The following is a 20,783-nucleotide window of genomic DNA, read 5'->3' as shown; positions in this document are numbered from 1 at the left end:
TCAACGTGCTGTTCGCGATGCTCCGCGACGGCACCTTCTACGAACCCAGAACCCCACGCCTCGCTTGACGAAAGACATAGAGGCACCCCCCCGTCTCCTGGCATCGTCCGGGCCGACCTTCAGCAGAGCCGAGAACTGCTGGGCGGCCCGGTTCCTGGCCGGCCGGCAGACTGAACAGTAGGACTTGCAAGGGAACACCAGCAACTATGGCAAGCCTGAAACCCAGGCGTGGGACCAGGTGTGCACATCAGGCTCACCCACCGCACTTCCTAGCTCGACCACGACGGTGAACTTCCCCTGGTGAAAAGGTCGTTGATTCGGCTGAAGGTCGCGCACCTATCGAAGGACCGAGACGCCGCGCCGGTGTGGTTATGGTCCTCCAAGACCGGTGTCACCCCGGACGAGGCGGACCATTTCTGGCAGGGGTTTCTCCGCCGCTTCGATCTGGAGCACACCTCCCGCTTCGTGAAGCAGACCCTCGGCTGGGCCACTCCGAAATTCCGCACTCCCAAGGCAGCGGACCGCCTGGCTCCTGATCGTCGCTCACACCCAACTCCGACTCACCCCGGCCCGGGTCCGCCGAGGGTTCAGGAACATCCGCGCATATCCCGCCTGCCCGACCCGTGTTCCCAAACCTCGAGGCGCCGGCACCGGACAGCCACCTGGCGCCAAGAACAGACATCGGGCACCCACTGCGACGTCGGCAGACTGTCAAGCGCCCCGAGACCCTCAAGGTCATCGGCAAGCCTGAAAGATCTTGGCAGATAAGAACAAGCTCAGAGGAACACGCTGACATAGGTGACGGCCGCGAGCTGACGCGCCTTCAGGGTTGCTTCCTCGATCTGAGTGTCGTGCTCTCGCCGGTCATTGCAGTTGACCCGGTCCAGGAGAGCCTGCATCGCCTCGGCGTCCCTGTCCTGACCCCAGCGCCTGCGGGCCTGCCCCTTCGTTCCCATGACTCCTCCTGACTTCGTGGCCGCTTGGCCGCGTCGCTTCGTGTACGTGGTCCGGCAACGGCGTTTCCGCGTCGGCCGGGTCACACGCTGTTCTCCGCCTGGAACATCCAGTGCTGCTTCTCCAGCGCCCCGGTGAGACTGATCAGCAGATCCTGGCTGACCTCGTCCGACGCCCCGGTTTCCCGGATGCGGTCCCGCATCCGGGCGATCAGCGTTGAGAGCGCTACCACCAGTGCCCCCACCACGTCGGTGTCCGGGACAGGACCCGGCGGGAAGGCGGGCAGGCCGCTGGTCTTCGCGACGGTCGCCGCCAGTCCGTCCGGGCTGACCCCGAGGGCCGCGGCACGCTCGGCGACCTGGTCGGCGCAGTCCCGGGCGGTGGCCACCACCTCGTCGAGCTGCTGGTGGATCGAGCGAAACCGCGGCCCGTAGAGGTTCCAGTGCGCCTGCTTGGCAAGCAGGGAGAGATCGAGCAGGTCGACGAGGGTGCCCTGAAGGGCGTCCCCGGTCACCTGTCGGTCCCCGGGTGAGAGCGAACTCCTGATGACGGACATGCTGTACCGGACCTCCCTCTTGTTCTCGGTGGCACCAGCATGCACACATATTCGTCACCGGTCAAGCAGGTGACGCGGAGCCATGTTTCATCGAAAGGCAACCGGCAGGCCGGACTCTCAGATGTAGAAACATGTCACACTAGGACACACAGGGTCAAACACCTGTCGCTGCATGCTGCCTCGGCACCATGTGTCCGCTCCGCATGGGGAGTCGCCCGCTGGCCGCGGCTGGCGTCACCGGAAGGAAGAGGTGTGACAAGAATCTCGGTCCGCGAGTTCGCGGTGGTCTCGGCCACCGCGGTCACTGCGGTGGGCAGCGTCGTGGGCGTCTCCTCCGCCGACAGCACGCCGGACGAGGACACCACCCCGACGGCGGTCGGCGCGACGCTCCTGGAAGACATCCCCGTGGGCCGCCAGGCGCGGGCGCAGACCGCTTCCCTGGGCCGGCAGGCCGAAGTACAGGCCGTCGCCGCGGACGTGAGCGCCCTGAAGGACGCCGAGGCCACGGCCCGCAAGGCGGCCGCCGAGAAGGCGGTGGCGAAGAAGGAGAGTGCCCGGCAGGCGGCCGAGGCCAGGAAGCGGGCGCAGGAACAGGAGGCGGCCGAGGGCGACACCGCGGCGAACACCACCACCCTCGCCGCGCAGAGTTCCTACAGCACCAGCCAGGTCCAGGCGATGGCACGCCAGATGGTGCCGAGCGGCCAGTGGCAGTGCTTCAGCAACATCGTGGACCACGAGTCCAGCTGGAACTACCGGGCGGTCAACGCCTCTTCCGGCGCCTACGGCCTCTTCCAGGCTCTGCCCGGCTCCAAGATGTCCTCGGTCGGCGCGGACTGGCAGACCAACCCGGCCACCCAGATCAAGTGGGGGCTCAACTACATGAACGGCAGCTACGGCAGCCCCTGCGGGGCCTGGTCGTTCTGGCAGGCCAATCACTGGTACTGAGCGAACAGGGCCCTGACCGGGGGTTCCGTCGACACCCGCAGTGAAGTCACCGGCTTGACAGGTTACTTTGCTCGTGTCAAGGTCGGGATAGTCATCACCGTTCAAGCCGGTTACTTTTTCCGAGGAGCTCAACATGGCCGTCGTTCGCTTCCACCTCAAATCCTCCCTCAGCCAGGCGGACGTGCTGGCGGTGCTGACGGACTTCACCCCCGCGCGCGCCCAGGCCTGGCCGTCGATCGACGCCGAGCACTTCGTCGTCCACGAACTGGGCGACACCTGGGCCGAGGTGACCGAGGGCACCGGCGCCGCCTGGGAGCGGGCGCGCTACCAGTGGGACACCGGCAGCGGCAAGGTCACCGTCACCACCCTGGACTCCAAGCTCTTCGGCGCTGGCGGCGGCTGGGTCTTCCGGACGACCCCGGAGGGCGAGGGCACACGTGTCGACGTCGAACTGACCCGGGAGCCCACCGCGTTCAAGGGCAGGATCCTCGCCGGGCTGCTGCCGCTCATCGGTGCGTCCTCGCTGCGCAAGTCCTTCCAGCAGGCTCTCAAGGCCGAGTAGCTGTCCCGGCTCGCCCCGCCCTGGGAACCGGTGGACGCACATGTGTCCACGCGCCCTATAGTTCCGCCCATGGTCGAACCGATCCCCGCTCAGAAGCGGCGTGTTGTGGTGCCCTGGTCCGACGAGACACAGGAGGTGATCGCGGGCGACCTGGTCACCGCCCTCGCCTACGGCACGCCCGCCGGGGGTGCCGTGGCCATCCCGGTCTCACCGACCGGACTCGTCGACCGGGACGCCGGCACCGTGGGTGTGACCACGTCGCTGGCCTTCAACGGCAAGCTGCGCCACATCCTGCGCGACCCGCACGTGTCCATGGCGTACCACACACGTGAGCACGGCTTCGCGACCACGGACGGCTTCGTCCTCGCGCAGGCCTCGCCACCGTCCCCCTCACGCCCTCACCGGAGGTTCTCGAGGCACTCAAGCCCCGGATCGAGCGCTTCCTCGGTGCCATGCCCACCGGGCGGTTCTGGGGCTGGGCACTCGGCGACTACCTCGACAACCGCGTGGTCGTCGACATAGCGGTCCGACGCGTCGTCTCCTGGCCCGACGCACTCGCGTCTGGCGAGCGGTCCGTCTCCGGCGCCGCGTGGCCTGAACAGCCGCCGCAGCCGCAGCAGGCACCGGCGAAGGGCACCGGCCCGCGGGTCGACACCCGCAGGCTGCACGGGCAGATGGGCAAGCTGCCCCATCAACTGCTGGCCTGCCGCGGGGCGGACGGCTACCCCGTCGTCGTGCCCGTCCGTGTCGCCGGGCACGACGCCCGCGGACTGCTCCTGGAGGCCGCCGCCGGGCTGCTGCCGGAGGGCGGGCGCCGGGCCGGGCTCACCGCCCACTCCTTCGGCCCGCAGGCCGTCGGACTGGTCAACCGGATCTGCACCGGATGGCTGGAGGTCTCCGGCGACACCGTCGTGTACGCGCCCCACACCACCTCCGGCTTCACCGCGCCGCCGGTCAAGCCGGTCCAGCTGTTCTTCAACGGCATGTTCGCCAAGCAGGGCTGGCGAAGGGCCAGGCGCGAGGGCACCCTGGCCGAACTCGCGGCTCTCCAGGCCGCACACCGGACGGCCACCCGGCCGTGACCGCGGCCTGTACCGGGCCGCCGTCCGAGCCCGATACCGGCCGATGCCGCCCTGCACGGCGGCTCGGACGCTGCTCAGTGGCCGCCGTCGGTGTCGAGGTCGGCGAGGGCGTCGCGCAGGGCGGCCCGGGAGGTGATGCCGAGCTTGGGGAAGATCTGGTACAGGTGCGTGCTCACAGTCCGGTGGGAGAGGAACATCCGCTCGGCGATCTGCTTGTTGGTCAGTCCGGTCGCCGCCAGGGTCGCGATCTGCAGTTCCTGGGCCGTCAATGACACTGGGCCCGCCGTCGCCGCGGCCTGGGCGGCCTGACCGCTCGCCCGCAGCTCGGCCGCCGCGCGGGCCGCCCAGGGCGCCGCCCCCAACTGCTCGAAGGCCTCCCGTGCCCGGGACAGATGCTCTCGGGCCTCCGTCGTCGCCCGCTCGCGCCTGAGGCGTTCCCCGTAGAAGAGACGCACCCGCGCCACGTCGAAGGGCCAGCGTTCGGGGGCTGGAAGGGACAGCGCCCGCTCGAACGCGGCGAGGGCGGCGTCCCCGCTCGTGATCAGTGCCTCGCTCCCCCGCACAAGGAGTTCCAGACGGGGCGACAGCTCGGCCATCGCGGACTCGCGCATCGCCGCCACGTGTGCGGCGGCCTCCGTGTCCCGGCCGGTCCTGACGGCCGCCTCCACCAGGTCCATCGCGCCCCACATCGCGTGCGGCACATAGGGCGCCAGAACTCCGGGCCGGCTCAGCGTGGAGGCGTGCCGGAAGGCGGCCTCGAAGTCGCCGCCGCCGATGGCGGCCAGGGCTCGGGCGTGACAGGCGAAGTAGCCGGCGCCCTGCGCACCACGCGGCGCCGACCATCTGACGATCTCCTCGGTCAGCGCAGCGCTGGTCTCCGCGTCACCCCGGGCGGCCGCCAGCAGGGCCTGCGCGTAGTGGAAGTACCAGGTGAAGAACCGGTAGTCGTGTTCCGCGCACAGGACGAGACCCTCCTGGGCCAGCTCCGCCACGGTGTCCCACCGGCCCGAGTGGTAGTAGTCCAGGCACAGGTCCATCAGCGCGCCCAGGTGGCGACGCACCGGGGCGGCGCCGGCCCGGCCCTGCTCCACCACGCGGCGCGACGCGTCCCGCACGTCCGCCAGCCGGTCCGGGTAGAGCGAGGCGGTCCCGATGCGCATCACCCTCGCGGCGTCGGACTTACTTTCGATGCCGGCGAGGAGTGCACCGAGCTGGGGCAGTGCCTCGGCCCCGGTGCGCGCGGGGTCGGCGAAGGTCCGGATGGTCACCCACAGCAGGTCGGGCACTTCGGGGGTCAGCCGGTCCACTGCCCGGAACAGCGGCTCCCACATCTTGGGGTCGCCGCTGTACGAGCAAAGCAGGACCAAGGTATGCAAGGCCTCGCCAAGAGCGCTGTCGGAGGCATCGTAGCCGTGGTCCCCAGCCTCGATCGCGCCGACCAGCAGCCGGTGCGCGGTGTCGATGTCACCGTCCCTGTTGATCAGCAGGAACGCGGAGGCCGCCGCCGCGTGCAGCGAGTCCTGGCCGGTGGGGTGCACCAGCCGCGCCCCTGCCAGCAGCCGGGAGGCGTCCTCCAGCTCGCCGCCGGCATCGGCGCCGATGTAGGCCGCCTCCGCCAGGCGCCGGCTCTCGTTGGCCGGCTCGGGGCTGAGCCCGGCCGCCCGGGTCAGCGCCGCCACCGCGCCCAGCGCGTCCCCGCGGCGGATCCGGTGCCGCGCGGTCTGCTCCAGCAGGGCCGCCACCGCCTCGTCGGGACCGGAGGCGGCCTCCCCCAGGTGCCAGGCCCGGCGCTCCGGCTGGTCGGTGAGGACATCGGCCAGCGCCTGGTGCGCCCTCCTCCGGGCGGCGGTGGTCGCCTCCTCCACCACCGCCGAACCGATCAGAGGGTGTCGGAAGCTCAGCCGCCGGGTCAGATCCGAGATCGACACCAGCCGCTCGCGTTCCGCGGGTCCCAGCTCGTCCACCACCCCCTGGACGCCTCCGGCCGCCCCGATCACCGCGAGGTCACCGGTTCCGTCGAGCGCCGCGATCAGCAGCAGCTCGCGCACCCGCTCGGGCAGCGCGGCCACCCGTGAGGCGTACAGCGCTTGCAGTCGCTCCCCCAGGGGCAGCACGGCCGGTACTGCCGCCAGCGCCGTCCGCTGCTCGCCGGTCAGCGCAGCCGGCAGCTCGACCAGCGCCAGGGGGTTGCCGCGTGCCTCCGCCGCGACCCGGCGCCGTACCGCGGGAGAGACGTCGGGATGGGCGTGGGAGAGCAGCTGGGCCGACGCCCGGGCGTCCAGCGGCTGCACCCGGTATTCGGTCAGGCCACTGGTCTCGAAGAAGCTCTCGGACCCCTCCCGCGAGGCCGCCAGGAAGCCGATGCGGCTACCGACCAGCCGCCGGGCGACGAATCCGAGTACCGCGTTCGTCGCCCGGTCCAGCCACGGCAGGTCGTCGACGATCAGCAGCAGCGGTGTCTGCGCGGCGGTCTCGCGCAACAGCAGCAGCACCGCCGTCGACGTCAGCAGACGGTCCGGCGAGGGGCCACCGCCGATGCCCACCGCCACCTGCAGCGCGTCCCGGTGCACCGGATCCAGCACATCGAAGGAATCAAACAAGGGCACGAGCAGCTGATTCAGGCCGGCGTAGCTGATGTCCGCCTCGAACTGCACGCCGTCCGCACGCAGGACCCTGACCCCGTCGTTCGTCGCGGCCGTAGCCACCGCGTCCAGCAGTACGGACTTGCCTACTCCGGCCTCGCCCGACAGCAGCAGGGCGCCTCCCTGCACCGCGGAGTCGTTGAAGAAGGACCGGACGAACTTCAGGTCCCTGTCCCGGCCGATCAACTCCATCGAGTCGTGGGAGGTTCTCGGGTCAAGGTCGTTCATCGGGCTGCCTCCAACGCCACGATGCAAGAGCGGCCCGGTCTCGTCCGCCGACTCGGCCATGCCCACACGAGGCTCGGTAGGGCCATGCAATCACTGTGGGTAAAAGATGTCCAGATTTCGACGAATGCTGGGACGGTGGCGGAAAAGCCCCGGCCGGCATCACAGCGGCAGCGTTATCCCCAGTTGCCGCATGGCGCTGGAGGGGGGACCGCCTTCGGAGCGTTCAGTCTTGTAGCCCTTGACCCTGGGCTCCAGTGTGCGCGGGTCGACGGCCTCGGCGGGGGCGCTCTTGGCGTACAGGCCCACGGGCTGGCTGTCGCGGTCGTGGGGCAGGAGCCAGAAGACGCGGCGACGGAAGGTGCCGGAGGCGCGGGAGGCCTTGGCGGTGGGGCCGAGCAGCGCGTAGCCGACCATGCGGCCGTCGCGGTGGTAGGCGGGACGGCTCTTGCGGGTGGGCAGCCGGTCCAGGCTCTGGCGTACGTAGTCCAAGGGCCCAATGTCCTCCAGCCACACCAGTTCGGTCTCGTGGCTGATCTCGTCCTCAGTGATCAGGGAGCTCATCAGCCGGCGTCCCTCTCCTCGTCGGTGAGCAGTCCGATGCCCGGATAGTGCTTGCGCTGGTTGGACAGGATCATCTCCTTGGGCGAGGCCAGGCCCACGAGTTCGCGGGTACGGGCGGCGAACGCGCGGGACGACATGGCCGGGGCCCCTTCATTCTGGCACCAGGTCCGGTACGCCGCGTAGAGCGCTGTCTGTTCCACCCGGAGCTCGGGGGCGTGGCGGCAGCATTCGTCGTAGAAGCGTCCGGTGTGGTCCTCGGTCTCGGCGTAGGCGGTGGTGGCGATCCGCACCCGTTCGGGACCGGTGAGGTCGCGGGCGCCCGCGAGGTAGCGCCGCGCGCCGTCGATGAGCCAACCGAGGATGCCGGGGCCCTCCTCGGTGACGAGAATGTCCGCCAGGTTGTCGATCTTCCGGTGGTCGGGGACAACACGCTCGAAGGGGATCAGGCGCATGCGGCGCCAGAAGGCGTAGCCGCCGGTGCCGACCTCGGGCCGGTGGTTGCCGAGCAGCCAGAGTTTGTGGGTGGGTTCGAAGCTGAAGAAGTCCTGGCGCATGCGGCGGGCCTTGATCCGGTCGCCGCCGGTCAGCAGTTTGACCCGGGCCTCGTCGAACTTGTCGCCGGGCTTGACCTCCGAGCAGACGATGACGCGTCGGCCGTGGAGTTCGGCGAGGTCGGTCGGGTGGCCCTCGTACGGCCGGGCCATGAGGAATCCGGGCGGGGCGGCGTCAGCGTAGTCGCCGAGGAGTTTCATCAGAACGTCCAGGAGTACGGACTTGCCGTTCTTGCCGGACCCGAAGAGGAAGGGCAGCACCTGGCCGCCGACGTCGCCGGTGACGGAGTAGCCCAGCAGCAGTTGCAGATAGGCGACCATCTCCACACCCTCGGTGTCGTCACCGAAGGTGTCGGTCAGGAAGCGCTGCCAGCGCGGGGTGGGCATGGGCTGGGGGCCCAGGGTGGTGGAGCGGGAGTGGAAGTCCTTGTTCGGGTCCGGGTTCTTGATCAGACCGGTGCGCAGGTCCACGATGCCGTCGGGGGTGCACAGGGCGTAGGGGTCGGCATCGAGGCGGGCGGCGTTGAGGACCATGCCGGGGGCGGATTTCGCCTGGGTGAGCATGGCGTTGATGCCGGTGGTGGACAGGGCGCGGCGGCGGTGCTGCTGGAGGGCGGTGGTGGTGAAGGCGCCGCGCGGGTCGTGGGTTGCGATGTTCTCGGCCAGGTCCCCCGCCGCCCACAGGACGGTATCGTCCTCGTCGATCTGCCAGCGGGTGGTGTCCCAGCGGTACCAGCCGATGCCGGGGACATGGCGGTAGTCGTCGGCGTACAGCTTGACGAAGAGCTTGGCGTTGCCGCGGTCGGAAAGCGTGTCGGGCAGCAGGCCGTGCGCCGTGACGTCGCCCGTCGGCGGCCGTTCCGGGTCGGCCTGCGCGGGCACCGGTACGGCCGCCGTCCGGGCGCGGATCTCCGCGGCGACGGCTTCGGGGTCGAACTCGAAGAGGGTCTCCCGGCCGGGCGACGTCACGGGCGCCTCCCAGTGGGGTACAGGGGCCGTTCGAGGCCCGCGCCGAGGCCGGCGGCGATGATGTGCCCGATGCGCTGCTCCTGGCCGGGGCGGGCGGCTGCTGCGGTGTCCCGGAGGGCTCTCTCCGCCTCTTCCCGGGGCAGGCGTCCGGCGGCGATGAGTCCTCCGAGGGTGTAGGCGGCGCGGTTGAGGGCGTTGGAGAACCCCGCGCCCTCGGCGACCTGTCCGCAGGCCTCCACCGGGGCCAAGACGGCGGCCAGGACGCGGCGTACGCGGTGCCGGCCGCCGCCCGCTCCGAGTACGGCCTGCTGAGCGCGGGGCGGAACCGGGCGGGGGGCGGGAACGCCGATGACGGGCAGGTGTCCGGTGCGCTCGAGTTCCTGGGCGAGCCAGACCGGCAGCGGGGCCGGTTCGAGAGTGTCGCCGACGGGGGTGTACGTGCCGGCATCGGTGGTGTTGCCGGGGGCCACGATGTAGCTGCCGTGGGCCCGGATGTCGACCTGCCAGGCGAGGGCGCGGCCGGTGCCGGTGCCGACGGAGGACTGCCAGCGGCGGTGGTCTGCGGCCCGGTACCAGACGTGGAGCCCGCCGGAGGGGGTGCGCACGCGCAGCGTGGTCGCGTCTTCGGCGGGGCTCTGCCGGCCGCGCAGGGCGGCAAGCACGGCGATGGTGTGGAAGCCGTTGGCGAGGCCGGTGAGGTCGACGTCGTCGGAGACGGGGATGCCCGGCAGAATCCGGTCCCTGGCGGGCGGCGGCGCGGGGTGCGCGTCGATGTCGACGACGACCAGGCCCGCCGGACCGCAGGAGACGCCGACGCCCAGCTCCGGATGACGCCCCCACCACTGCCGGATCCGTTCCTGGTCGAGCGTGGCGGCGTGGAAACCGTGGCACCAGCCGCCGTCCGCCAGGCAGGGGCAGGCGGCGGGGGCGTGCCGGTCGGTGCGGCAGTGGCCGCAGTTCGCGACCGGTGTCTTGCGCCGCGCGGCCAGGGGATGCACGGGCCAGCCGCGGCGGGCGCACCAGCGGGCGGTGTCGGGCGACTGTCCGGCAACGGGGGCTTGGGGGGCGGGCAGGCGTGAGTCGCTGCGAGAGAAGCGCAGCTCAGAAGGCATGTGCACCCCTTACCAGCGACCGAAGCGACTCAATGATGGACACAGACTAGCGAACGTGGCCGGTGAGGTCGTGGAGCACATGCGAAAGGGCCATGCCTCCGTGTCGATGATGCGATCAGCGGGAGGCACCCAGCGACCGAAACAAAAGAGGGCCAGCGACCGAGCCCTTCGGTCGCCACCAGGAGGCAAGGAAGAAAACCGCAGGTCAGAAGCTACTCGATACCCCGACCAGCGACTGAAGCGACTGAAGCTCTCTATATATGACGCACACACGCACACACGAAGGTCTTCATATACCCGGAACTTCAGTCGCTTCAGTCGCTGTTGGGTCAACATATATGCGTTGACCTGCGGTTTTCTGGGCAGTGCTGAAGCGACCCAAGAGTCTTTGAGTAGCTGACCCTTCAGTCGCTGTGCGACGGACGGGCAGCGACCCGAGCGACTGAAGCGACCAAAGGCCGGACACCCCGGTCAGCACCCGTCGGCCAGCTACTGGGCCTGCCGGTCACGGTACGTCTCCAGCAGACGCAGCCAGACCTCGCCAAGGGTGGGAAACGCCGGTACCACGTGCCACAGTCGCTCCAGGGGGACCTCTGCGGCGACAGCGACGGTGGCCGAGTGCACGAGCTCGGCCACGCCCGGCCCCACGAAGGTCGCCCCGAGGACCGTACGGCGGTCTGGATCGATCAGGATGCGGGCCCTGCCGCGGTAGTCCGGCCGGTACTGGACCGCGCCCGCGAGGTGACCGATCTCGTAGTCGACCACGTCAACGCCGCGGCCGGTGCGCCTGGCCTCCAGGGTGGTCAGGCCCACCGCCGCGATCTCCGGGTCGGTGACGACGACCAGGGGAACGGCACCGCCGTCGGCCGTGGCGGTGTGCGGTCCCCAAGGGGTGGTGTCGGGTGCCGAGCCCCCGGCCCTGGCGGCGATCACCGCTCCGGCGATGCGGGCCTGGTACTTGCCCTGGTGGGTGAAGAGCGCACGACGGTTGACGTCCCCGACCGCGTACAGCCACTCCCCCGGCACGGCGGTGACGGTCAGGGTGTCGTCCACGGTGAGCCAGTCCCCCGGCGTCAGGCCCACCGTCTCCAGGCCGATGTCCTCGGTGCGGGGCGCCCGGCCGGTGGCGAACAGGATCTCGTCGGCGGTGATCTCCTCCCCAGAGGAGAGGGTGACCACGAGTTCGTCGTCCTGGCCGCCCAGCCGTTTCGCGGTGGACAGCGTGGTGCCGAACCTGAGATCGACCCCGGCTTCCCGCAGGCGCTCGACGACCAGCTCGCCGGCGAAGGGCTCGAGCCGGGGCAGCAGGCCCTCCTCGCGCACGAGCATGGTCACCCGGCTGCCCAGAGCCTGCCAGGCGGTGGCCATCTCGGTGCCCACGACCCCGGCACCGACGATGATCAGCCGTCCCGGCACCTCCTGGGCGCTGGTCCCCTCCCGGCTGGTCCAGGCCCGCAGGTCGTCCCCCCGGAGCAGGCCCGGGAGGGCCGCGCGGCTGCCGGTGCACACGGCGACGGCATGCCGGGCCCGCAACCGCACGGCGTCGCCCCCGGGCGTGTGCACGAGCACCTCGCGGGGCCCGGCCAGCCGCCCGTGCCCGCGCAGCAGCTCGACCCCGGCGGACTCAAGCCATTCGACTTGGCCCTCGTCGTTCCAGTTTCCGGACATTCGGTCCCGGTGCGCCAGTACGGCGGCGGGGTCCAGCGGCCCGGCGACGGCCGGGTCGAGGCCCGGGACGTGTGCGGCGTCGGAGCGCAGCAGCACGGCCCGCAGCAGCGCCTTGCTGGGCTCGCAGGCCCAGTACGAGCACTCGCCGCCGACGAGTTCGCTCTCTACGACGACGGTACTCAGGCCTGCGACGGTGGTGCGGTCGGCGACGTTCTCCCCGACCGGGCCGGCGCCGATGACCACGACGTCGTAGGTGCGGGTGTTCTCGGTCATCATGGATCCTCCGGTGGACGTGCCCCGGCGGGGCGGTGGGAGCGGGAGACCTCCCTGGACGCGGCGCCGCCGCCCCCGGAGGTGCCGTGGTCAGCGGCCGGGGGCGCGCTCGGAGACCTCCTGGAGCAACCAGCCGTTGCCGTCGGGGTCCGAGAACGAAGCGAAGGAGCCGTAGCTCGCCCGCTCCGGGTGGGTCCCCGGGACCCGGTCGGAGTCGCCCGCGTGGTGGAAGATGCCGGTCACATCCTGGAACGGGCCCGACACCTCGACGCCGCGGCTGGTGAGTTCCTCCCGGGCCTTCAGGATGTCGGTGACGACCAGGTGCAGACCCTGCTGCGTGCCCGCCTGCGCGTCGGTGAGACCTTCACCGAAGATGATCGAGCACTCGGAGCCGGGGGGTGTGACCTGGACAACCCGGTAGCCCTCCTGGACGGGGAAATCGGCGTCGAGCCGGAAGCCCAGTGTCTGAGTGTAGAAGGCCTTCGCACGATCGACGTCGGACACGGGTACGACGATGACTTCAAGCTTCATGTCCATGGCACGGTCTCTCACTTCTCAGAGCTCGCCGGTGTGGATGTGTGTCAGCGCTGGGTGGTGGCACGTGCGGCCTGCTCGATGACGTGGGCCACGGTGCGGGGGTGGGAAACGGCGACGGAGTGGCTGGCTGCGACCTCGGTGGTGTGGGCGTGGGCGCGGCGGGCCATGAAGCGCTGGACGGCCGGAGGGATGTTGAGGTCCTGGGTGGTGATGACGTCCCAGGTGGGGATGGTCTTCCAGGCGGCGGTGGTGGCCTTCTCCTCGAGCGCGGCCTGGGCGATGGGCCGCTGGCCCGCGGCGGCGAGGGCGGCTTCGTTGCGGGGGACGTCGGCCGCGAACTGGTGGCGGAACTTGTCCTGCTGGATGTAGAGGTCGGTTCCGGTGGTGCCGTCGGGGAGGGTGTACGGGGCGGGGTCGAGGGCATCGGGGAGGGTCGAGCCCGGGAACTTGTTGGTCAGCTCCAGGGCGCTCTCGCCGGGGGCGGGCAGGAACGCGGCGACGTAGACGAGGGCCTTGACGTCCCGGTCACCGTTGGCGGCCTGGCTGATGACGTTGCCGCCGTAGGAATGGCCGACCACGACCTTGGGGCCCTTGACGTGGTCGAGGACGCTGCGCAGGGCGGCGGCGTCGTAGGCAGGGCCTCTCAGCGGGTTGGCCGCGGCCACCACCGGATAGCCCGCCGCCCGCAGTTCCTTGACCACTCCGTTCCAGCTCGAGGAGTCCGCGAACGCGCCATGCTCCAGCACGATCGTCGGCTTGACCCAGCGACCCTTGGCGCCCGCGCCTGCGTCCTGCTGGGCACTCGCCGGACCGGCCAGCGCGAACGCCCCCACCGCGCCAGCGACCGCCACCGACGACACCACGCCCACCATCACACGACCCCGACGCACACCCATGAAACCGGCCATGATCATTCCCTTCGTCACACGCGCTCAAGAACCAGGCGGAACCGAGCCTCCTGCTCTTGTCACCGCCTTGACTGGTGATGAATCTGTCACGAGGAAAATCACCTGTCAAGATGGTGACGCGAGAGGGTCCCGCAGGAGAACGCACCCGCGGGCGGGCTCGGCGCGCCCACTTTCTCGTGCGGTGATGTGTCTCGACATCCGTCACATGACGGTCCGCGCTCCCGGCCGGACCCGGAGCCCTAAGCCATTCGACTCCCGGTTCCCCCAACGACAGGTGCCAATTTGTTACCGGTGCCTTCGACACCTTCGGCCGCTCGAATACGTGTGACTAGTGGGCGTCCTCAACCGCGCGGCGGTCCACGGCAGTTCACCGTGGCCCAAGGAGGCCCCTTCCCACGGAGTTCCGAAAGGACAGAACTTGAGAAGACTGCTTCCCACCTCCCGTACGGGGCGTGTCCTCACGTCGGCGGCCGCGCTGCTGTGTGCCAGCACAGCCCTCGCGGCGGCCGGTCCGGCAGCGGTGGCGAGTACCGCCCTTGAGGCCAGGCACCGGGTCGACTATGTCGCTCTCGGTGACTCATACGCCTCCGCCCCTCTGGTGCCGACCCAGGTAGACGCGACCTGCCGGCGTTCCGACCACAACTACGCCTCCGTAGTCGCGAGGCGGACGAGGTCGGCACTGACGGACGTCAGCTGCGCCGGAGCCACCACCGCGGACATGACCACCGACCAGGGCCCCGTGCCCGCCCAGTTCGACGCCCTGGACCGGGGCACCGACCTGGTCACCGTCACCATCGGCGGCAACGACATCGGCTTCTCGACCGTTCTGGGTACCTGCGTGCAGCTCACCTCCTCCGCGCCTGCGGGAGCGCCCTGCAAGGACCACTACGCGGGTGCGGGTGCGGACCTGATCACGGACTCGATCGCGCGGACCGCGCCGAAGATCGCGCAGGTGCTCCGTGGTATCCACCACCGCTCACCACACGCCCGCGTCGTGGTGGTCGGATACCCCGACCTCTTCCCGGAGGACGGGGTGGGCTGCACGAGTGCCGAGGTACCGCTGGCGGCGGGCGACTTCTCCTACCTCCGGGACAAGGAGAAGGAACTCAACACAATGCTGGCCAGGCAGGCACGGCGGGGTGGGGCCGAGTATGTGAACACCTACTCCCCGACCGTCGGGCACGACCTCTGCCGGCCGCTGGCCGAGCGGTGGATCGAGACGTTCGCCCCGGAGACGCCGGCGGCCCCCGTACACCCCAACGCGGCGGGCGAGCGGGCCATGGCCGGGGCGTTCCAGCGAGCCCTCTCCCTCCGTCATGTCCGGCACCACTGACCGATCGTGACGCAGAGGTCTCCTGCGACCCGGCGCGGGCCGCAGGAGACCCACTCGGTGCTTCCAGACGGGACTCGCTCAATACGGCGCTACGGCAGGGCGAAGCCGAGTTCCTCGGCCGCTGCCGCCACCCCGGCGGGGCCCCACCGCTTCACCACCTGCTCCTGTGTGGACAGCGAACGCAGTTCAGCGCGGTCGAGGTAGAGCGTTCCGTCCAGATGGTCGGACTCGTGCTGCACGATCCGGGCGGCGAAACCGGCGTGCTCCTCCTTGGTCCGCCGTCCGTGCTCGTCCTCGCGGGTGAGGGTGACGCGGTCGGCGCGGGCGACCACGGCCTGCCAGGGCGGCACACTCAGGCACCCCTCGTAGGCCGCCACCCGTCGGCGCCCCACGGCCTTGTAGGAGGGGTTGATCAGCACGGTGAAAGGCACGGGTTGCTGCCCGCTCTTGGTCAGCCGTTCGGAGAGCTGCTCGGGAGTCGCCATGACCGCGAGTCGCAGCGGGATCCCGACCTGGGGAGCGGCCAGTCCGACCGCCGAGTCGGTCTTCTCCATCGTCTCGCGCATCCGGGCGACAAGGCGGTGCAGCAAGTCGTCGTCGAGCTGTCCCTCATAGGGCTTGGTCTTCTGCCTCAGTACCGGGTCTCCGGCGCTGACGATGCCCAGGATTCCCGGTGCGTCGAGAAGACGAGCCACCTTGTCGGCGAGTTTGTTGTGTTCCATACCAGACCTTTCGAACGCGGCGCGCAGCCCCCGTGCCTGCACAACCGAGCCTGGTTCCAATGGAGTTCATAGTCATCGTGATCAGTGAGCAACAACACAGGCGAAGGATCGGCACCTGTTCGCCTCTTTGACACATGCGTTCCATACATATGACCGCCTGACAGGAGGCGTCATAAGATACGTGTGCGATTCGCCTCCGGTACAAAGGGAGCAGCCATGAACATGAACTTTCCCTCTCTCTTCCGGATGACGGGGAGTGAGCCCTGCACAGGACAGGACGTCTTCTTCCCCGACGACTACCAGAAGGCGGCCGACGTGGTCACGGCCAAGGCGCTCTGCGCATCCTGCCCGAGCCTGCAGGTCTGCCGCAGCTGGGCGCTCGACCATCCCACCTTCGCCACTCACGGGATCTGGGGTGGGTTCACGCCGCAGGAGCGCAAGATGCACCGGCGACTGTTCCGCGCCGGGGACGACCACTGCTCCACCACCGCGGCCTAGAGGTCCCGCCCGCCGCGTACGGGACCTCACGAAACCTCCCCTGGGGCCAGATTTCCGCGGAAGAACGCCCGAAGCCCGAGAGCCGGTCCCCGGGAAAATCGCCCTCAGCGAAGAATCGAACTGTTCGAATGATGGTCCCTTTCTATGCATTCAGCCGGTTCAGGCAATATGCGCCCGCCACTCCCCCACGTGCCGAGGGCTCATCGAGAGCTGATTCGGGACTCCTGGCGCTCCCTCTGATGCTTGTTCAGGAGTCCCAGCATCCTGTCGAACTCGGTGTCACTCATCTCTCGGATAAGGTGCATCGCGATGAAGTGACCGTCTTCATAGGGAAGTCGCCTGGGCGGCGCCGCGTCGGCCTCATGCTGATCGCGATCGCTGGTGGGAACACGGTCCGACCGAGGCTCCGGGACCCTCTCCTCCTCCCCCATCTCGGCGGACATCGCGGAAGCCGAGCCATGCGGGATCTGCGGAGCCTCAAGGCGTGGCTCTCTCTCCACCCGAGGCGGCGGAGCAACCGCCGCGCCCGTCGCTTTGGGCGGTCGGACAGGTTCGGAGTGGCCCGGGTCCGGGACAGCGGCCTGCGGTGCCTCGACGACTTCCGGACCTGACGGGGCGACCTGGGAGACGGGGGCGGGCACCGTTTCCTCGACACCTGCGCGGCCCCCTTCAGGCGCACGCCGTTCCGCTTCCTTGCGAGCACGGGCGGCCTTGAGCTCCGCCAGGGCCACTTGCTGCCTCTCCTGCGGCTCTTTGGCCACCGCCCGAAGCAGCTCAACGGGCTCCTCCCCCACTACGGCCTGAAGTTCGGGGGTCAGATTCAGCAGAGCCAGGCGCTGAGACACCCAACCCTGCGACTTCCGCAGCCGCTTGGCGAGCTTAACCTGTGAGCCGTGCAGGGCGAGCAGGCGGTGAAGGGCACGGGCCTCGTCCAGCGGATCGAGGTCCTGGCGGTGAATGTTGGCCACGAGCGCGGACTCGAGGATGGCCTCGCCGTCCCCGCCCTGTTCGTCGTCGACCATGACGCTGAGATGGGTGAGCCCGGCTTCGCGGGCCGCGGCCAGTCGGCTGCTGCCGTCCACGACAACATGCGTCGCGTCGGGGTCCAGATCCTTCTCGCGTTCCGGATTGACCTTGATGTAGGTGTCCCGGTTCATGACCGTGATCGCCTGTTTCTGGCCGTGTTCCTTGAGACTGCCGGCGAGTTCGGTCAGATCACCGAGCGTGGTGCGTGGGTTGTCGGGGTTGGGACTGATCCGAGTAACGGGCAGTCGGGTCGGCGGCGCCATACCCTCGGTCGGGACGCCGGTGGCGGCGCCGATCGCCGCACGGCGGGCGCTGACCGGTCGGGTGCTCCCTCCGAAGCGCCCGGCCCCCAGCTGGTCGGCCTTGCTCATGAGATCTCCCGAGCCAGCGCGCGCATGCCGACGGACTGCTGCGAAGCGGGTGCGTAGCTCAGCAGGGGTTGCTTCATCCGTACCGCCTCCTTCTGTTCCTTGAGGTCATTGATGAGACCGACGACCCGAGGATCCTTTATGTCGATCCAGCCCTGCAGTGACGAGGTGGCGATGTACCCCCGTCGGCCGTCGTAGAGATTGACCACGACGCCCAGGTAGTCGATGTCGATACCGAGGTCGTTGCGGAGGTCCTCGATCTGGTTCGTCAGCAGGTCGTAGGCGTCGGCCGAACTGTCCTCGGCCTGGACGACGATGAGCGCCCCGGACTGGCCCGGTCGCTCGCCGTCGCGGCGGCGCCCGTAGTAGGCGGCGGCATCCATACTGAGGCCGAGGCTCGGCGGACAGTCGACGAGAATTACGTCGTAATAGGCCTCGAGCGGCTTCAACGCCCGTTCCAGCGCGGCCTCCCGGGCACGCACGGCGGACAGCCGGACGTCCAGGAGGAACGCGTCGTGGCACGAGGGCAGCAGGTGAAGCCGTCCTCCGAAGTGCTCGTCGTCGACCGAGACGATGAGATCCTTCAGCTCACCTTTGGGATCCCCGGCCATGTGGTTGGTGAGACTGTCGCCGTTCATCGACAGGGGCTCGGCCCCCAGTTGATGGGTGAGGTGGGACTGGGGGTCGAAGTCGACCAGTAGGACACGGAGTCCGAGTCCAGGGAGCTTTTCGACTTCCAGCGGATCCGTGCTGCTCTCACGACCGTCCGCCATGGACTTTCCGGCACGGAGTGCGGCCGCCAGAGCCTTGGCCACCCGCACGGGATACAGGGTGTTGGAGTCCTCCGACAGAGCCTCGCCCACACCGGCGGTGATGGCGGTCTTTCCCACCCCGCCCTTCTGGTTGCATACGATGACGCGACGGGTGATGTCGGGGCGCTGCACATCGGGCACTGGGTTGGTGTCGAGCCAGAGCTGGACGGACTGGGCGAGTCCCTGGATGAGGGAAACCTGGCGTTCCTCCGTGACGCCACGGAACACCTCCCACTGTCCCGGAGGCAGGAACGTCGAGAAGGACTCGGCTCCCGCCGTGTCGATCGATGCGGTCGCCGAAGCGAGTCCGCACCAGGCTGCGATGCCCTGTTCCACCGCGGTCTGGATGTCGATGCCGAGTTGAGCTGTTCTGACCTTGAGGTTCTGCCGGAGCCATCCCGGCAGCTTGGAGACGACCTTGACTCGGTCGCTCGAGGCGGCTGGCGTAGTCATGGCTCTACCTTACTAACGTGTTAGATCATCAGACGCACCGACACGTTAGTTTGTGCGAGTTGTTGGGCCGTCAGCTTCCGCTACCCCTATTACGGCGTAATAGCTCCGCCGAGGAGCCACCGCGACAGCGCGTCGTTGGGCTGGGGGTGCCTCTATGACTCGCGTCAAGGTACCCCTGTCGGGTTGGGGGTGGTCGAGGTTGATGGGGCTGTGCGGCGAGCTCGACGGCCGCAGGCATGTGGGACTCGTAGAAGGTGCCATCGCGGAGTGTGGCGAAGAGGACGCTGATGCGTTGGCGAGCGAAGCGGAGGAGGGCCTGGGTGGGGTTTTTGCCTCGGGCTCGTTGCTTGTCGTAGTACGTGCGGGAGGCTGGATCAGCGTTCCTCCAGGCGGAGGCGGAGGCGGAGAGGAACATGACGCGTTCGAGTTGGCGCTTTTCGCCTTGGGGTGCGTGTTGGCCATGGATCGAGGTCCCGGACGAACAACCTCGTCGACACGAGGCCAGCATAGGAGGGCGCGGTACGTGGTGCTGGGGAGGCTGGTGTCGTCGCCGACGGGGACCAGCAGGACGGCGGCGGCCCTGGCTCCGGCGCCGGGCATCGATGTCAGGACCGCGGGAAGAGGGTGCGCCTCCTGTCGGGCGTTGATCTGAGCTTCCATTGCCCGGCGCTGGGCGTGGACGGCGGCGAGCGAGGCAGCCAGGGAAGGAACGACGATGTCGAGGATGCCGGTGCCAGGGATGACGACGGTCTGCTCGTCGAGTGCGTCGAAGACGTCGTCGATTCAGCCGTTGGGCCGTGCGCGGGGCCTTAGGCCAGATGAGCACGGCGAGTCTGCGGTGGCCGGCCTTGCGCGGGGCGGGCGGGGAGCCATAGCGCTCCAGGAGCCAGGCGACGGCCTGGTGGTGCTCAAGATGCGCTCGAGGCTGGGGTGGAACAGGAAGAGCAGGCCTCGTACCCGGTTGGACGTCGGGGTGGCCTCGGCTGCGGGGTCAGCAGCATCTCCGACGGCACCTCCCGGGCCCGGTGACACCCCCAGGGCACCCGTTCGGCGGGGGGACGCAGTCATGCCGGGCTCGGAGGCCCTCTTGCAGGACCGCGAAGAAACTAACGAGGGCGGGCTTGGCTATTACGCCGTAATAGCCCAACGACTCGACCTACTCCCCTCGCCCCGTCGGGGGCTCCGGACCCGTCTCACTCAATCGAGTCCCTGCCTCAACCAAAAAGGCCGTTCGGGCTTCCGCCTCAGCGAACCTAGTCGCAGGGTCGCTGGCGCAGCGGAGCTGGTTGGCTGTTCTGGCTCGGTAGTGGACCAGGCGGGGCGGTGCGTCGAGTTGTCCCACGTGGCCGTAGCGCACGGGCGCCGTCGGGCGTCCGCTGCGGGACTGTGTGACGTACCGGTGCGAGGATGTCGATCCTCGCACCGGTATATACGTTCCGCTGGTCGCGGGGTGAGCGTCGTCTTCCCGGCTCGCAGCCGCTCTGGCTGCGTTCGCATAACGGCGAGCGGGAGCCTCAGTACTCCCGGACTACTTCGTCCGCCGCGCACACGCCCTCGCCGTGGTCGTCGATGTCCGTATGGACGGGCGGACCGAGCCGAAGGACGCCGGAGTGCTTGAGGTGACGCGCCTGGCTGCGCCCAGGCCAGGTGGAGGTTCGACCACCTGGGCAAGCTCGATGAAGCCACGCGGAAAAGCGGTGGAGACCATTCCGCCCCGACTACCACTGCTCATCCTGAGCACGAACGGGTTGTGAGGTGGTCCAGCCGGAAGGTCACGCGGTGAGGGCGCCGCCGACGAAGGTGCGTTCCGGCGGTGACGCGACGAGTTCGACCACGGTGCCGGCGCGGAGGTCCTCACCGACGACGCGCGTGATCGCGTCGGTGAGCGCGGCGCCGAGGCCTGCGGTCATCCGGTCGGCGTCGGGCCGGTCGAAAAGACCGGCGCGGACGCCCAGGACCACCGAGGCGGCAGTGTCCACGGCCTTGCCGCCCACCGCGTAACGGCCGACGGGGACCCCGGCCA

At 69.4% G+C, this 20,783-nt stretch carries 17 protein-coding genes and 3 pseudogenes; 6 read left to right on the top strand and 14 right to left on the bottom strand.

From position 1 onward, the window contains the following. Positions 1 to 193: 193 nt before the first annotated feature. Positions 194 to 761, top strand: a pseudogene (locus IE258_RS41960) (NF041680 family putative transposase); the annotation flags it as partial. Positions 762 to 776: 15 nt separating this feature from the next. Here IE258_RS41960 and IE258_RS39570 read toward each other — a convergent pair. After that, positions 777 to 956, bottom strand: coding sequence for a hypothetical protein (locus IE258_RS39570; protein WP_189750631.1), 180 nt, complete (start codon positions 954 to 956; stop codon positions 777 to 779). Between the two features lie 80 nt (positions 957 to 1,036). Next, the gene (locus tag IE258_RS39565; protein ID WP_189750630.1) at positions 1,037 to 1,510 is read right to left on the bottom strand and encodes a Dps family protein; all 474 of its coding nucleotides are present in this window, start codon (positions 1,508 to 1,510) and stop codon (positions 1,037 to 1,039) included. A 252-nt stretch (positions 1,511 to 1,762) separates the two neighbouring features. On the opposite strand from IE258_RS39565, the gene IE258_RS39560 reads away from it, so the two are divergent. The 3 genes from IE258_RS39560 (at position 1,763) to IE258_RS39550 (ending at position 4,099) form a co-directional block, all read left to right on the top strand. Then, a complete protein-coding gene (locus tag IE258_RS39560; RefSeq protein WP_189750629.1) occupies positions 1,763 to 2,455 on the top strand; it encodes an aggregation-promoting factor C-terminal-like domain-containing protein in 693 nt (230 codons plus the stop codon). Positions 2,456 to 2,588: 133 nt separating this feature from the next. After that, positions 2,589 to 3,017: an SRPBCC family protein gene (locus tag IE258_RS39555; RefSeq protein WP_189750628.1), complete on the top strand. Its 429-nt coding sequence runs from the start codon at positions 2,589 to 2,591 to the stop codon at positions 3,015 to 3,017. 452 nt (positions 3,018 to 3,469) lie between these two features. Beyond that, positions 3,470 to 4,099, top strand: a complete 630-nt coding sequence (locus IE258_RS39550) for a hypothetical protein (protein ID WP_189750627.1) — start codon at positions 3,470 to 3,472, stop codon at positions 4,097 to 4,099. Between the two features lie 74 nt (positions 4,100 to 4,173). Here IE258_RS39550 and IE258_RS39545 read toward each other — a convergent pair whose 3' ends face one another. The 7 genes from IE258_RS39545 to IE258_RS39515 all read right to left on the bottom strand — a co-directional run bounded on the left by IE258_RS39545 (position 4,174) and on the right by IE258_RS39515 (position 13,548). Beyond that, positions 4,174 to 6,969: an ATP-binding protein gene (locus IE258_RS39545; protein WP_189750626.1), complete on the bottom strand. Its 2,796-nt coding sequence runs from the start codon at positions 6,967 to 6,969 to the stop codon at positions 4,174 to 4,176. A 159-nt stretch (positions 6,970 to 7,128) separates the two neighbouring features. Continuing rightward, on the bottom strand, positions 7,129 to 7,530 hold the full coding sequence (locus tag IE258_RS39540; protein ID WP_189750625.1) for a DUF6009 family protein: 402 nt from the start codon (positions 7,528 to 7,530) through the stop codon (positions 7,129 to 7,131). Further along, a complete protein-coding gene (locus IE258_RS39535; RefSeq protein ID WP_189750624.1) occupies positions 7,530 to 9,050 on the bottom strand; it encodes a DNA primase family protein in 1,521 nt (506 codons plus the stop codon). Before IE258_RS39535 ends, IE258_RS39540 begins: the two co-directional genes overlap by 1 nt. Further along, entirely contained in the window at positions 9,047 to 10,162 is a 1,116-nt protein-coding gene (locus tag IE258_RS39530) for a bifunctional DNA primase/polymerase (protein WP_189750623.1), read from the bottom strand. Before IE258_RS39530 ends, IE258_RS39535 begins: the two co-directional genes overlap by 4 nt. Positions 10,163 to 10,651: 489 nt before the next feature. Continuing rightward, a complete protein-coding gene (locus tag IE258_RS39525) occupies positions 10,652 to 12,106 on the bottom strand; it encodes a dihydrolipoyl dehydrogenase family protein (RefSeq protein ID WP_189750622.1) in 1,455 nt (484 codons plus the stop codon). An 87-nt stretch (positions 12,107 to 12,193) separates the two neighbouring features. Then, positions 12,194 to 12,640, bottom strand: a complete 447-nt coding sequence (locus IE258_RS39520) for a VOC family protein (RefSeq protein WP_189750621.1) — start codon at positions 12,638 to 12,640, stop codon at positions 12,194 to 12,196. 44 nt (positions 12,641 to 12,684) lie between these two features. Beyond that, on the bottom strand, positions 12,685 to 13,548 hold the full coding sequence (locus IE258_RS39515) for an alpha/beta fold hydrolase (protein WP_229892733.1): 864 nt from the start codon (positions 13,546 to 13,548) through the stop codon (positions 12,685 to 12,687). A gap of 418 nt (positions 13,549 to 13,966) precedes the next feature. Here IE258_RS39515 and IE258_RS39510 point away from each other — a divergent pair, with 418 nt between their 5' ends. After that, positions 13,967 to 14,881 (top strand): SGNH/GDSL hydrolase family protein, encoded by a 915-nt coding sequence (locus IE258_RS39510; RefSeq protein WP_373309988.1) that lies wholly within the window; start codon positions 13,967 to 13,969, stop codon positions 14,879 to 14,881. A gap of 89 nt (positions 14,882 to 14,970) precedes the next feature. Here the strand turns inward: IE258_RS39510 and def are convergent, their stop codons facing one another. Further along, a complete protein-coding gene (def, locus tag IE258_RS39505; protein ID WP_189750620.1) occupies positions 14,971 to 15,603 on the bottom strand; it encodes a peptide deformylase in 633 nt (210 codons plus the stop codon). 222 nt (positions 15,604 to 15,825) lie between these two features. Between def and IE258_RS39500 the strand changes: the two genes are divergently transcribed. After that, positions 15,826 to 16,101, top strand: coding sequence for a WhiB family transcriptional regulator (locus tag IE258_RS39500; RefSeq protein ID WP_189750619.1), 276 nt, complete (start codon positions 15,826 to 15,828; stop codon positions 16,099 to 16,101). Between the two features lie 200 nt (positions 16,102 to 16,301). Here IE258_RS39500 and IE258_RS39495 read toward each other — a convergent pair whose 3' ends face one another. The 4 genes and pseudogenes from IE258_RS39495 to IE258_RS39480 form a co-directional block, all read right to left on the bottom strand. Beyond that, a complete protein-coding gene (locus IE258_RS39495; protein WP_189750618.1) occupies positions 16,302 to 17,498 on the bottom strand; it encodes a ParB/RepB/Spo0J family partition protein in 1,197 nt (398 codons plus the stop codon). Continuing rightward, positions 17,495 to 18,760, bottom strand: coding sequence for a ParA family protein (locus IE258_RS39490; protein ID WP_189750617.1), 1,266 nt, complete (start codon positions 18,758 to 18,760; stop codon positions 17,495 to 17,497). Before IE258_RS39490 ends, IE258_RS39495 begins: the two co-directional genes overlap by 4 nt. 211 nt (positions 18,761 to 18,971) lie before the next feature. Further along, positions 18,972 to 19,753, bottom strand: a pseudogene (locus IE258_RS39485) (transposase); the annotation flags it as partial. A 779-nt stretch (positions 19,754 to 20,532) separates the two neighbouring features. Beyond that, positions 20,533 to 20,783, bottom strand: a pseudogene (locus IE258_RS39480) (tautomerase family protein); the annotation flags it as partial.

It is taken from the genome of Streptomyces tendae (genome assembly GCF_014650435.1).
Classification (GTDB): domain Bacteria; phylum Actinomycetota; class Actinomycetes; order Streptomycetales; family Streptomycetaceae; genus Streptomyces; species Streptomyces tendae.
This window is presented reverse-complemented; position numbering and strand designations above follow the sequence as displayed.

Coding starts and splice junctions, on each gene's coding strand:
- IE258_RS39550 (WP_189750627.1), top strand. CDS start 3,470: ATGCCCACCGGGCGGTTCTGGGGCTGGGCACTCGGCGACTACCTCGAC.
- IE258_RS39525 (WP_189750622.1), bottom strand. CDS start 12,106: ATGATGACCGAGAACACCCGCACCTACGACGTCGTGGTCATCGGCGCC.
- IE258_RS39570 (WP_189750631.1), bottom strand. CDS start 956: ATGGGAACGAAGGGGCAGGCCCGCAGGCGCTGGGGTCAGGACAGGGAC.
- IE258_RS39500 (WP_189750619.1), top strand. CDS start 15,826: ATGAACTTTCCCTCTCTCTTCCGGATGACGGGGAGTGAGCCCTGCACA.
- IE258_RS39495 (WP_189750618.1), bottom strand. CDS start 17,498: ATGAGCAAGGCCGACCAGCTGGGGGCCGGGCGCTTCGGAGGGAGCACC.
- IE258_RS39515 (WP_229892733.1), bottom strand. CDS start 13,548: ATGGCCGGTTTCATGGGTGTGCGTCGGGGTCGTGTGATGGTGGGCGTG.
- IE258_RS39555 (WP_189750628.1), top strand. CDS start 2,589: ATGGCCGTCGTTCGCTTCCACCTCAAATCCTCCCTCAGCCAGGCGGAC.
- IE258_RS39565 (WP_189750630.1), bottom strand. CDS start 1,510: ATGTCCGTCATCAGGAGTTCGCTCTCACCCGGGGACCGACAGGTGACC.
- def (WP_189750620.1), bottom strand. CDS start 15,603: ATGGAACACAACAAACTCGCCGACAAGGTGGCTCGTCTTCTCGACGCA.
- IE258_RS39530 (WP_189750623.1), bottom strand. CDS start 10,162: ATGCCTTCTGAGCTGCGCTTCTCTCGCAGCGACTCACGCCTGCCCGCC.
- IE258_RS39520 (WP_189750621.1), bottom strand. CDS start 12,640: ATGGACATGAAGCTTGAAGTCATCGTCGTACCCGTGTCCGACGTCGAT.
- IE258_RS39540 (WP_189750625.1), bottom strand. CDS start 7,530: ATGAGCTCCCTGATCACTGAGGACGAGATCAGCCACGAGACCGAACTG.
- IE258_RS39490 (WP_189750617.1), bottom strand. CDS start 18,760: ATGACTACGCCAGCCGCCTCGAGCGACCGAGTCAAGGTCGTCTCCAAG.
- IE258_RS39545 (WP_189750626.1), bottom strand. CDS start 6,969: ATGAACGACCTTGACCCGAGAACCTCCCACGACTCGATGGAGTTGATC.